The sequence below is a fragment of the Mycobacterium palustre genome (genome assembly GCF_002101785.1).
Taxonomy (GTDB): domain Bacteria; phylum Actinomycetota; class Actinomycetes; order Mycobacteriales; family Mycobacteriaceae; genus Mycobacterium; species Mycobacterium palustre.
On sequence record NZ_LQPJ01000100.1, the window covers coordinates 82,514 to 94,981 of the forward strand.

Consider the following 12,468-nt stretch of genomic DNA (forward strand, 5'->3'; position numbering starts at 1 on the left):
CCGGTGAACTTACTCTCGCGATTGGGCGCCGGGTACTGCACGATGCTCAAGTGACTGCACCTCGAAAGAAGATGACCGCCGATCAACGCAATTCGTTCATCGCGGCGTTGTTGGGCTGGACGATGGACGCGTTCGACTACTTCATCGTGGTGTTCGTCTATGCCGACATCGCAAAGACGTTCCACCACAGCAAGGCCGAGGTCGCCTTCATCACGACGGCGACGCTGGTCATGCGCCCGGTGGGCGCGCTGCTGTTCGGGTTGTGGGCCGACCGCGTCGGTCGGCGGCTCCCGCTGATCGTCGACGTGATGTTCTACTCGGTCGTCGGCTTCCTGTGTGCGTTCGCGCCCAACTTCACCATCCTGGTGATCCTGCGCGTGCTCTATGGCATCGGCATGGGCGGCGAGTGGGGGCTGGGCGCCGCGCTCGCCATGGAGAAGGTGCCCGTCGAGCGGCGCGGCTTTTTCTCCGGGCTGCTGCAGGAGGGCTACGCGCTCGGCTATCTGCTGGCCAGCGTCGCGTCGCTGGTGGTGATGAATTGGCTTGGGCTGTCGTGGCGCTGGTTGTTCGCGTTGAGCATCATCCCGGCGTTGATCAGCCTGATCGTCCGATACCGCGTGGAGGAGTCCGAGGTTTGGGAGGCCGCCCAGGACCAGCTGCGGCTCACCAGCACCCGGATCCGCGACGTGCTGCGCGACGGCGCGATCATCCGCCGGTTCGTCTACCTGGTGCTACTGATGACCGCCTTCAACTGGATGAGCCACGGGACCCAGGACGTCTACCCCACCTTCCTGGGCGCGACCGCCAACCACGGCGCGGGCCTGTCCGGCGTGACCGTCAAGTGGATCGCGGTGGTCTACAACGTCGGCGCCATCGTCGGCGGGCTGTTCTTCGGCACGCTGTCGCAGCGGCTCAGCCGCCGCCACACCGTGGTCTTCTGCGCGCTGCTGGGGCTGCCCATCGTTCCCCTGTTCGCCTACTCACGGACCGCGGCGATGCTGTGCCTGGGTGCGTTTCTGATGCAGGTCTGCGTGCAGGGCGCGTGGGGGGTGATCCCCGCGCACCTGACCGAGTTGTCGCCGGACGCCATCCGCGGCCTCTACCCCGGCGTGACCTACCAGCTGGGAAACCTGTTGGCGGCCTTCAACTTGCCGATTCAGGAACGCCTGGCCGAGTCGCACGGCTATCCCTTTGCGCTGGCCGCGACGATCGTGCCGGTGCTGATCGCCGTGGCGCTCCTGACATTCATCGGCAAGGACGCCACCGGGATTCGCTTCGGCACCACCGAAAGTGCTTTCCTGCCAACCGAAGTGAAGTGAGCCTACTCGAGGTCGCCGAGGGCGCGTCGCAACATGTGCATGGCCACGGTGGTCGAGCGCTCCCGGATATCCGACCGGTTGCCGGGCAGGCGGAGGGTTCGGGTGTGCGTGCGGACCCCCGAGCCCGCGGAGGCGAGCGCGACGGTGAAACACACGGTGCCTACCGGCTTTTCGGGGGTTCCCCCGCCCGGCCCGGCGATGCCCGTGATCGCCACGGCGGTGTCGGCGCCGAAGCGTCGCAGCGCGCCGGCGGCCATCGCTTCGGCCACGGGCTCGGAGACCGCGCCGTGTCGTTCGATCAAAGCCGGATCGACGCCCAGCACTTCGGCTTTCGCCTGATTGGAGTAGCTCACCACGCCGCCCATCACGTAGTCGGATGATCCGGGGCGGTCGGTGAGCCGCGCCGCCAGCAGTCCCGCGGTGCAGGACTCCGCCGTCGCGATTTTGCGCCCGGTCAGGAGTTGGGCGACGAGGTCGTCGATTCGTGAGCCGTCTTCGGAAAAGATCTGCTGCGCGTGCCGATCGCGCAGTAGCCGGGTCAGCTGTGCGTACGCGTCGGCGGCGTCCGGCTCGTACCGCGTGACCATCTCCACCTCGCCGCGGCGCAGGCAGGTGGTGATCTCCAGCGACTCGAAGCCCGGGACGGTCCTCTCGGCGTCCCGCAGCGTCACGGCCAGCCCGGACTCGGGCAGCCCGAACATCCGGATTGTCTTCTGCAGGTATGTCGTTCGGCCCGCGATCGCCTCCTGGGCGGCGGGTGTTTCGATGGCTTTTCGCCACATCGGCTGCAGCTCTCGCGGGGGGCCGGGGAGCACGATCACGGTCGGCTTTCCCGGTACGACGACACCGGGTGCCGTGCCGACCGGATCGAGGACCTGCGCCCCGCTCGGAATCATGGCCTGCTTGCGGTTGGCGGCGCGGACACCGTCGAAGCTCTCTCGATCGAAGTGCGCCATAAGCCGTTTGAGGATGTTGGCGATCTTCTCCTCGACCTCGGTGTCCAGCACCAAGTCGCGGCCGCAGAAGCGCGCCACCACCTCGACGGTCATGTCGTCGGCCGTGGGGCCCAGGCCGCCGCTGGTGACGATTAGGTCCACGCCCTGGTCGGCGAGGAACCGCAGCTGGGCCTCGATGTCGGCGGGGCGGTCACCGCAGATGGTGACGTGTGCCAGCTCCACGCCGAGCTCGAGCAGGCGGTCTGCGATCCAGGGCCCGTTGGCGTCCTGGACGCGTCCGGTGAGGACCTCGGTTCCGGTGACAACGATGCCCGCGCGTGCGCTCACCGGCATGAGCCTACTGGCGCGGGGCGGCGCAGTTCGTTACGGCAGTGACCCGGTGGTACCGGGATTCCCGTTGACGGGCGGAGGCGGTCCGTCGCCGCCCCCGGCGGAGCCGCCGGCCCCTGCGGTGGCATTGGCGGGGTAGTTGCCAACGTAGACGTACGCGTTGCCGCCCTTGCCGCCGTCGCCGCCCTGGTATCCGCCGTCGCCGCCGCTGCCCCCGGCGCCGCCGGTGGCCAACCCGTTTCCGGAGTTGTACGCCGTCCCGCCGGACCCGCCGGTGCCGGCGAAGAGGACGGCATCGCCGCCGCGACCGCCCGCGCCGCCCTCGGCGTCGCCGGTAGAGCCGTGGGCGTCGATAAAGGCGTTGCCGCCGTCACCGCCGTTGCCGTAGATGACGGCAAAATCGTTGTAGCTGGCGCCGCCGTCTCCGCCTTTGCCGCCGATGATGCTGTTGGTATTGGCCGCGTTGTTGATCTCCACGCCGCCGCCATTGCCCCCACTGCCGCCGGAGCCACCGGTCAGGTCGCCGCTGTCGCCGCCTTGCCCGCCGTCGCCCGGGGTCACACTTCCGGTCCCGGCCGTGTATGCGAAACCGCCCGGGCCGCCCGAGCCGCCGGATCCGCTCGTCCCGCCGCCCGCGCCACCATGCCCGCCGGCCCCGCCGTCGCCGGCGGTGCCGGTGGCCGTAGAGGAGTCGTTGATGATCCGCGCATCGCCGCCGGCGCCGCCGGAGCCGCCGGAGCCGCTGGGCGTGGTGATTGTGCCGGCGGCGCCGGCGGTGCCGGCGGCGCCGTCGTGACCGATGGCGTCCCCGGTCCCGTAGCTCCACGCCGAACCGCCCTGGCCGCCGGAGCCGCCATTGACGCCGCCACCGCCCGCGCCTGGGGCGCCACCGATGGCGAGCCCAGAGCCGTGGTTCTCGGCTAACCCGCCGGCGCCGCCGATACCGCCGGTCCCCCCGGGGTCGGTGGTCAGGTTCCCGGGATCGGTGGCATCGCCGCCCGCCCCGCCCGGGCCGCCGATGGCGTTGATGGTCGAGCCGCTGTTGTCGACCTTCGCGTCGCCGCCGGCCCCGCCGTGCCCGGGTTGCGTCGGGCCGGCGTTGGTGAAGCCCGTGCCGCCCGCTCCACCCTGGCCGCCGGTGATGTCCAGCGCATAGGCGGGGTTGTCGACTTCCACCTTGCCGCCTTGGCCGCCGGATCCGCCGGCGCCGGTGGTGCCGGTACCCCCATCGCCGCCGTGACCGGCGATGAGGGTGCCGGTTCCGGCGGTGTACGCAAGCCCGCCGGAACCACCCGAACCGCCATTGACACCGTCGCCGCCGCTCCCGCCGTCGCCGGAGGTGGCGGTGCCGTTGGAGGAGGCATTGAAGATGCGGGCGTCACCGCCGCCGCCACCCGCGCCAGCCGTCCCGACGGCATTGTCTACGCCGTTGGCGCCATCGTGTCCGAAGGCGTTTCCGGTTCCGGTGGCCTGGATGTATGCGCTACCGCCCCGGCCGCCAGCGCCCGGGGTGGCGGTGTTGCCGGCGGCCCCGCCGGAGCCAGCGCCCCCGCCGAAGGCGTCACCGGATCCGTAGTTGGTCGCGTCGCCGCCGTCGCCGCCGATCCCGCCGTCGCCGGCGCTGGCGCCGCCACCCGCACCGCCTTGGCCTCCGATAGCCCTGGCGGTGGCTAGGTTGCCGTCGACTTCCGCGTCGCCGCCTCTCCCGCCGTGGCCGGGCTGGGTGATGCCGGCGTTGCTGACACCGCTGCCCCCATGGCCGCCGGTGCCGCCGATGACGTCATTCGCGTAGCCGGGGTGGTTGGCGAGGGCGTCACCGCCCTGGCCGCCGCCACCGCCGCCGAAGGCCATGCCCGTGCCCCCGTCGCCGCCGACGCCCGGGTTGAGGTTTCCGCTTCCGAGCGTTTGAACGGAACCGCCGTTGCCGCCGTTGCCGCCGCTGGCGCCGTCGCCGCCAGCTCCGCCGGCGCCGCCGGTGGCGGTCGCCGTGGAGGCTATGTCGATGATGTGCGCGTAGCCCCCGCCGCCGCCGTTGCCGCCGGTACCGGTCCCGGTGGCGGTGCCGCCCTTTCCGCCATCGCCGCCGGTGGCATCTCCGCTCCCGGATTGAGTGACGTTCCCGCCGTTTCCGCCGTTTCCGCCATTGCCGGTGCCGGCGCCGGCGCCGCCGGCCCCGCCCTTACCGCCATGGAAAAGACTGGCGCCGCCATCGCCGCCCTTACCGCCGGCCCCGCCGCCGGCAGAGGCGTTACCGCCGGCCCCACCGGCCCCACCGGTGCCGTACAGACCGCCGTCGCCGCCGTTTCCGCCATCACCGCCGTTGGTGCCGGCCGCGGCGGACGTCGCGTCGTAGCCGGCGCCGCCGGTGCCGCCGGTGCCGCCGGTGGACGCAGAGCCCGAAGCTCCCGCGGCCGCGCCGCCGGCGCCGTTGCCCCCGGCACCCGCGGCGCCGGGGTTTCCGGCGGTGCCGCCCGTGCCGCCGGTGGGGGTGCCGGCGTCGCCGGCGGCGCCGGCACCGCCGTTGCCGCCCATCCCGGCGTCGCCACCGACGCCACCGGGCCCGCCGGCGCCGTTGGCGCCCGCCTGGCCGAACAAGAGCGAGCCCCTGCCGCCGGCACCGCCCGGACCGCCGTCGCCGCCGCGGCCGCCGTCGCCGCCGGTGGCCCCGGTACCGCCCATCGCGCCGGGGCTGGCTCCCGGCGATCCGGTGCCGCCGGTCCCGCCGGCGCCGCCGGCGCCACCAATCCCGCCCATACCGCCGTGGCCGCCCGCCCCGAACAACAACCCGCCGTTGCCGCCGGCACCGCCGGCGCCGCCGGTACCACCATTACCGCCGGCGCCGCCGTTGGCACCCGTGGTGCCGGCGCTACCAGCGGTGCCGGCAACCCCCGGTCCGCCGGCGCCTCCCGCGCCGCCGTTGCCCCACAGCCCCGCGTCACCGCCTCGGCCGCCGGCCTGTCCGATCCCGCCGGACCCGCCGTTGCCGCCGTTGCCCCACAAGATCCCGCCCGGACCGCCGTCTTGGCCTGTCCCCGGCGCCCCGTTGGTGCCATTGCCGATCAACGGGCGACCGAGTAGCAGGTTGGTGGGTGTGTTGATGGCCCCAAAGATGTCGTCGACGATCGTCTGCAGGGGGTTTGCACTGGCAGCTTCGGTGGCCGCATAAGCACCACCCGCGCTGGTCAGCGCCTGCACGAACTGGTTGTGAAACGCGGCCGCCTGCGCACTGAAGGCCTGGAAATCCTGCGCATGGGCGGAAAACAGCGATGCGATCGCCGTTGACACTTCATCGCCGGCGGCGGCCGTCACCTGCGTTGTCGAGGCCGCGGCGGCCGCATTGGCCGCACTCAGCGACGAGCCGATGCCCGCCACGTTCGTTGCCGCCACTGACAAGAATTCCGGTGTAGCGATCAGATACGACATCGCTGGCCTTCCACATAGTCATAGACAGTCGGCGAGGCACACAGCGTACACATAGCCGAAAATATCTGTTTTCGGTTTCGGTAAACTTTGTGCCTCCATTTGTGTGTTCCGTGTCACGCGCGAAGGCGATGAACCAGCGCCATGACCCCACCCGCCGGGCGGGCCGGGCCCGCCGCTCAGCGGCGTCTCGCCGGGCCTCAGCCGCGCAAATGGACCGAATCCGCCGGAAACGGGGCGATGTGCCCGCCGGTGCCCCGCGCCGGACGGACAATGAGCCGATGATCGAGTTACAGGTGTTGCAGGCCGACGTGACCAAGCTCGAGGTCGACGCGATCGCCAACGCCGCCAACACCCAGCTGCGGCACGGCGGCGGCGTCGCCGCGGCGATCTCGCGCGCCGGCGGGCCCGCGGTGCAGCGCGAGTCGACCGAAAAGGCGCCGATCGGGCTCGGGGAGGCCGTCGAGACCACCGCCGGGGACATGCCCGCGCGCTACGTGATCCATGCCGCCACGATGGAGCTGGGCGGTCCCACTTCCGCCGAAATCATCACGCGGGCAACCGTTTCGACGCTTCGCAAGGCCGACAAGCTCGGCTGCCGATCACTGGCCCTGGTGGCGTTCGGCACCGGCGTCGGCGGCTTTCCGCTCGAGGACGCGGCACGGTTGATGGTCGACGCCGTGCGCGAACACCGGGCGAGCGCGCTGGAGAGGGTGGTGTTCGCCGTGCACGGCGCCGCGGCGGAGCGTGCGTTCCGGGACGCGGTGCAGGGCTAACCGTCGGACAGGTAACGCTCGACGGAGGCCACCTTTTGCGTCATCGCGTCGTGAACCCCGGGCCGCCAGTCGGCCTTGATCACCGTGCTGACCCGGGGCGCGCGGGCGGCCACCGCCTCGACGGCGCGCTGCACGACGGCCATCACCTCGCCCCAGGTGTCGCCCTCGATCACGGTGAACATCGAATCGGTCCTGTTGGGCAGCCCGGACTCGCGGACCACACGCACCGCGTCGGCGACGAGTTCGCCGACACCCTCGCCGACCCCCAGCGGGGTCTCCGAACACGCCACGAGAACCGACACGCGACGAGCCTACTTGACCTTTTTGCGGCACGGCCTGGCAGCATCGAGGGCCATGCGGATTTTGGTGCAACGCGTCTGTTCGGCGTCGGTGACGGTCGACGGCCAGGTGGTGGGCGCCATCCGGCCGCAGCGGCAGGGCCTGCTCGCGTTCGTCGGCGTCACCCACGGCGACGACGACGGCAAGGCGCGCCGGCTGGCCGAAAAGCTTTGGAACCTGCGGATTCTCAGCGACGAGCGATCGGCCGCCGACGTCGACGCGCCGATCCTGGTGGTCAGCCAGTTCACCCTGTACGCCGACACCGCCAAGGGCCGGCGCCCGTCGTGGAACGCGGCCGCCCCGGGTGCGGTGGCCGAGCCGCTGGTGACGGCGCTCGCGGAGGCGTTGCGGGGGCTGGGCGCCCACGTCGAGACGGGCGTGTTCGGGGCGCACATGCAGGTGGAATTGGTGAACGACGGCCCGGTCACGGTGATTCTAGAGTTGTGACCCTGCCGTCGCAGGTACCTTGGGTTTGCATGAGCACGACACCGGAATTCGGTTCGCTTCGTACCGACGACGACCAATGGGACATCGTCAGCGGCGTGGGTTACACCGCGCTGCTGGTGGCGGGATCGCGGGCGCTGCATGCGGTCGGCCCGCAACCGTTGGTGCGCGACGATTTCGCGAAGCTGTTCATCGCCGCGTCGCAGGACCGATATCTGGCGGACGTGCTCGCCAAGCCCGGAGCCACCGAGGACGAGACCGCTTTCCCCCGGCTGTACGGCGTGCAGACCCGGTTCTTCGACGACTTCTTCGCCGCCGCCGCCGACGCGGGAATCCGCCAGGCCGTCATCGTCGCCGCCGGCCTGGACTCGCGGGCCTATCGACTCGAATGGCCTCCCGGCGCAACGGTTTTCGAAGTAGACCTGCCGAAGGTGCTGGAGTTCAAGTCGCGGGTGTTGCGCGAGCACGGTGCCGAGCCGAAGGCGCGCCGCGTCGAGGTCGCCGCCGACTTGCGCACCGACTGGTCGCGGGCGCTGGAAGCGGCCGGCTTCGACGTCGAGACCCCCAGCGCCTGGTCGGTGGAGGGGGTGTTGCCCTACCTCACCGACGAGGCCCAGAACACGCTGTTCACCCGAATCAGCGGGCTCAGCGCTCCCGGGAGCCGAATTGCCGTCGGCGCGTTGGGAACCCGCCTGGACCGCGAACGGCGCGCCGCCCTGGAGGCAGACCATCCCGGGGTCAACATGTCGGGCAACGTCGACTTTTCGGCCCTGACGTACGAAACCAAATCGGAGCCCGCCGAATTGCTGGCCGCCCACGGCTGGACCGTCGAACCCGTCCGCAACACGCTGGAACTGCAGGCCGGCTACGGGATGACGCCACCCGAGGTCGACGTCAAGATCGATAATTTCATGCGCTCGCAATACATCACGGCCACGCGGGCGGCGTAAGCCCGGTGAGACGGGGCTGTGTCAGGGTTTCAGCAGGACCTTGACGTCGTCGCCGGACCGCGACTCCGCGGTGGCGTAGCCCTTGGCCGCTTCGTGCAACGGCAGCGTGGTGGTGAAGATCCCGTCGACGTCGAGCCGGCCCGACTGCAGCAGCGGGATCAGCTCCGGCCAGGTGCGCTGCACCGGCGCCGTGGTCATCCGCAGCGTGATGCTGCGGATCAGGCAGCCCAGCGCGTTGAGCGGAAAAGGATTCATGTCGTGCACCCCGACCACCGAGACGGTGCCGCCGGGCCGCACCGCGTTGAGCGCGTCGGTCAAAGACGCGTCGGTCGCGACGGCGTCGATCACCGCATCGGCGCCACGCCCACCCGTCGCGGCGAGAATGGCCTCGACCGCCGGCGCCTTGACCGGCGTGGCGCCCCATCGGGCCGCGCGGTCCAGGCGGCCGTCGACGCGGTCGACGGCGAAAACCGTTGCCGCGCCTTGGAACATCGCGCTGCGCAGCGAGCACAAGCCGACCGCACCCATGCCGATCACCGCTACGGTGCCGCCGTAGGGGATGTCGGCGCGCCGCGCCGCTGCCCAGCCGGTGGCCAGGTTGTCGGTGAGCAGCAGCGCCTGCTCGGTGCCGATCCCCTCGGGCGTCTTGAGCAACTGGAAGTCGGCCGCCGGCACGGCGAGCAAATCGGCCTGCGCGCCGCCCAGCACGCCCCCGCCGAAGATCTGGAACCCGTTGAAGCACATGACCGGATCGCGGGTGGCGCATCCCGGGCACGCGCCGCAACCGGTCACCGACGACACCAGGACCTGGTCGCCCACCGTGACGGTGCGCACCTCCGGGCCCGTCTCGACCACGGTGCCGACCGCTTCGTGGCCGAGCGTGATCGGTTCGGCCATGGGGAAATCGGCCTCGTAGAAGTGCAGGTCGGATCCGCAGATTCCGGCGGCGGCGACTTCGACGATGGCCCCGTCGGGACCGGGAAGTTCGGGGTCGGGGCGGGTGTCGACGCGGATGCTGCGGGGGCCGTCGACGACTACCGTTCGCATGGTGGGTTGCTCACTTTCTCTGCCGCACAAGAAATTGCGACCAGTCGGGATGCAGCACCGCGGACCAATACTCGTTGAGGCGCCACGGGCTGACGGTGTGAATCTCGCCGTCGGCGTTCTTGAAATAGGAATGTTTGACCGCCGGGTGTGACCACACCATCTTCTTGATCTGGGCTTGCGTCCGCCGATGCCATTCGGTGGCGGCCTCGGCTTGCGGTTCGATCGAGTGCAGATTCTCCTCGGCCAGCCGCCTGAGGCACTGGTCGATGTAGCGCATCTGCAGCTCGGACTGGAAGATCAGGCTGCCGCCGTGGGCGAGATGGGTTCCGGGGCCGTAAACGATGAAGAAGTTCGGGAACCCGGGGACGGTGATGCCGAGGTAGGCATAGGGTCGGCTCCCCCACATCTGGTGCAGGTCAATCCCGTTGCGGCCCCGCACGTTTAGCGGCCACAGCACGTCGGTGTGGCGGAACCCGGTGGCGTAGACGATGACATCGGCGTCGCGGGTCACGCCGTCGTCGGTGACCACGCCGTGGGGGGCGATCTTGTGGATCGGTGTGCGCACCAGCTCGACGTTGTCCCGTTGCAGCGTTCGAAGCCAGCTGCCGTTGTCCTGCAGGGTCCGCTTTCCCGTGGCGGGATAGTCGGGGAGCACTTTGGCCAACAGCTCGTGGTCGTCGCCGACCTGGCTGGTGATCCATTCGGAGAACATCATTCGGGCGGCCGCGTTGATGTCGCTGACGGCGTAGTCCCGGTCGGCATAGTTGGGGTCGCCCTCCGCGGCGTCCAGTCCCTTGTCGGCGCCGGGCCACAGCACCAAAAACCGATACCACCGCCCGTAGAAGGGCAGGTGGCGCATCGCCCAGCGCACGCCGTCGCCGACCTCGTCGTGGTACATCGGATTGGGGAACATCCACTGGGCCGTCCGCTGGAACACGCTGAGCCGCTCGACGCGGTCGGCGATCGCGGGCGCGATCTGGAAGCCGCTGGCGCCCGCCCCGATCAAAGCGACCCGCTTGCCGGTCAGGTCGACCGAGTGATCCCAGGCCGCGGAGTGAAACGCGGGCCCCTCGAAGGTGTCGGCGCCGTCGAATTCCGGGATGTGGGGCCGGTTGAGCTGACCGACCGCGGTGATGACGGCCCGCGCGGTGACCGTGCCGGTCTGGCCGTCGGCGCCGCGCAACGACACGGTCCACACGCCGTCGTCGTCGTTCCATTCGGCCGCGACCGCCTCGGTGCTCCACCGAATGTGTTGTGCCAGTGCGTGTTTGTTCATTACCTGGGTGAAGTAGTCCCGCAGCTCGTGCTGCTCGGCGAAGAAGTGGGTCCAGTCGTTGTTGGGTTCGAAGCTGTAGCAATAGAAATGGTTGGCTACGTCGACGCGGGCCCCGGGATAGCGGTTCTCCCACCAGGTTCCGCCGGGGCCGGCGTTCTTCTCGATGATCGTGAAGGGGATGTTGGCCTGCTTGAGGCGGATCCCGGCCAGGATGCCGGACTCGCCGCACCCGATCACGACGACGGGCAGCCCCGCGGCGGATTCGGGCGGCAGGGCCGCCGGGCGGCGCGGGTCGGCGCCGTCGAGATCCATCTCTTCCAAAATCAGCGGCAGGTAGTCATCGGTGACGTGCTCGCAGGCGGCCCAATCCATCATCTCCCGGATGAGGTCGAGGCCCAGCGGTTCGGGCTCGGGGCAGCCGCGGTCGCGGTAGTCGGCGAGCACGGGCAGCGCCGCCGCGCGGGCGCGGGCCTTGTCGTCCTCGGACATAAACCCCTGGACCTCGTTGAGGAAGATGCCCATGGGCTTGAAGTCGCGGATGAACCGCGGGTCGCCGGTGATGTGGACGAGCGACAGCAGCAGGGTCGGGATGCTGACGTCCTCGAGCGCGGCGGCGATCTCGTCCGTCGGCGTGGTGAAGGGATGCCCGGCGTAGCGGCTGCGCATCGAGCGGGTCCTTCCGGTAGGCGTGGCCCGGGGATTACGCTACTGAGCGTGTCGTAATTGTCGGCACCACGCTACCGCGTTGCGACGCAGGGGATCAAGGATCGGCGCGGCGCCCGTCGCGCACTACCCGATCGTGCGGCCGTTCTCGCCGGGCGCGCCATAGTAGCCGCCCAGGCCGCCGGTCCCACCGGCCCCGCCGTTGACACCGTTGCCGCCGTTGCCGCCGATCCCGAATATCGACGGTGTGTAGGTGCCCATGTCGATGAGCCCGGCGTTGCCTCCGTTGCCGCCGGGGGCGAGGTTCCCGACGGAAATGCCGGCGTCGCCGCCGGCGCCGCCGAAGCCGAAGAACCCGAGGGCGTCGCCGCCGGCGCCGCCGGCGTTGGTCTTGGGTTCGGTTGTGAATGAGGTGCCGCCGTCCCCACCGTTGCCGCCGATGGCGGCAAGCCCGGCGGCGGCCAGGCCACCGGCCCCGCCGTTGCCCCCGTAGCCGACATCTAAGCCGGCGGGTCCGTTTCCGCCGACCCCGCCCGCCCCGCCGCCGGCGATGCCGACGAGCGCGGCGGCTAGGCCGCCCACGCCACCGTCGCCACCGTGCCCGGCGGTGGCGGTGGCCGCACCTCCGGCACCGGCGTTGCCGCCGATCGCAGCGCCAAACCCGACGAGGGCGGGGGCAGCGGCCGCGCCGCCGTCGCCCCCGTGCCCGCCGAATCCGGAACCCGTGGTGCCGCCCACGCCGCCGGCGCCGCCCTGGGTCAGGTCGATGCCGAAGAAGCCGGAGGAACCGCTGTTGCCGCCCGCGCCGCCCGCGCCGCCGACACCGTTGATCGCGGTGGCGGCGCCGCCGGCACCACCGTGCCCGCCCATGCTCAGGTCGATCCCCAACGGGCTGCGGGCGAAGCCCTCGCCGCCGGCCCCGCCGGCCCCGCCGGCCCCGCCCGCTCC

At 71.0% G+C, this 12,468-nt stretch carries 9 protein-coding genes and 1 pseudogene; 4 read left to right on the top strand and 6 right to left on the bottom strand.

Going from position 1 to position 12,468, the window contains the following annotated elements:
* Positions 1-50 precede the first annotated feature (50 nt).
* Positions 51-1,319, top strand: coding sequence for an MFS transporter (locus AWC19_RS13155; RefSeq protein ID WP_169718113.1), 1,269 nt, complete (start codon positions 51-53; stop codon positions 1,317-1,319).
* 2 nt (positions 1,320-1,321) lie between these two features.
* Here the strand turns inward: AWC19_RS13155 and AWC19_RS13160 are convergent, their stop codons facing one another.
* Together AWC19_RS13160 and AWC19_RS13165 are read right to left on the bottom strand one after the other, a co-directional pair.
* Positions 1,322-2,602 carry a competence/damage-inducible protein A gene (locus tag AWC19_RS13160; RefSeq protein ID WP_483869935.1) on the bottom strand — a complete coding sequence of 427 codons (1,281 nt, stop codon included), beginning with the start codon at positions 2,600-2,602 and terminating at the stop codon, positions 1,322-1,324.
* 36 nt (positions 2,603-2,638) lie between these two features.
* On the bottom strand, positions 2,639-6,028 hold the full coding sequence (locus AWC19_RS13165; RefSeq protein ID WP_085078511.1) for a PE family protein: 3,390 nt from the start codon (positions 6,026-6,028) through the stop codon (positions 2,639-2,641).
* 278 nt (positions 6,029-6,306) lie between these two features.
* Here AWC19_RS13165 and AWC19_RS13170 point away from each other — a divergent pair, with 278 nt between their 5' ends.
* Complete coding sequence (locus tag AWC19_RS13170; RefSeq protein ID WP_085078524.1) at positions 6,307-6,801, top strand: macro domain-containing protein; 495 nt, start codon at positions 6,307-6,309, stop codon at positions 6,799-6,801.
* On the opposite strand, the gene AWC19_RS13175 is transcribed toward AWC19_RS13170, so the two are convergent.
* Positions 6,798-7,103, bottom strand: coding sequence for an MTH1187 family thiamine-binding protein (locus AWC19_RS13175; protein ID WP_085078512.1), 306 nt, complete (start codon positions 7,101-7,103; stop codon positions 6,798-6,800). The two genes, AWC19_RS13170 and AWC19_RS13175, sit on opposite strands and share 4 nt — an antisense overlap.
* A 52-nt stretch (positions 7,104-7,155) precedes the next feature.
* On the opposite strand from AWC19_RS13175, the gene dtd reads away from it, so the two are divergent.
* The gene (gene dtd / locus AWC19_RS13180; RefSeq protein WP_085078513.1) at positions 7,156-7,587 is read left to right on the top strand and encodes a D-aminoacyl-tRNA deacylase; all 432 of its coding nucleotides are present in this window, start codon (positions 7,156-7,158) and stop codon (positions 7,585-7,587) included.
* Positions 7,588-7,616: 29 nt separating this feature from the next.
* A complete protein-coding gene (locus AWC19_RS13185; protein WP_085078514.1) occupies positions 7,617-8,534 on the top strand; it encodes an SAM-dependent methyltransferase in 918 nt (305 codons plus the stop codon).
* A 21-nt stretch (positions 8,535-8,555) separates the two neighbouring features.
* Here AWC19_RS13185 and AWC19_RS13190 read toward each other — a convergent pair whose 3' ends face one another.
* From AWC19_RS13190 to AWC19_RS31185, 3 genes and pseudogenes are all read right to left on the bottom strand, one after another.
* Entirely contained in the window at positions 8,556-9,581 is a 1,026-nt protein-coding gene (locus AWC19_RS13190; protein WP_085078515.1) for an alcohol dehydrogenase catalytic domain-containing protein, read from the bottom strand.
* A gap of 10 nt (positions 9,582-9,591) precedes the next feature.
* Positions 9,592-11,523: a flavin-containing monooxygenase gene (locus tag AWC19_RS13195; RefSeq protein ID WP_085078516.1), complete on the bottom strand. Its 1,932-nt coding sequence runs from the start codon at positions 11,521-11,523 to the stop codon at positions 9,592-9,594.
* 123 nt (positions 11,524-11,646) lie between these two features.
* Positions 11,647-12,468, bottom strand: a pseudogene (locus AWC19_RS31185) (PE family protein); the annotation flags it as partial.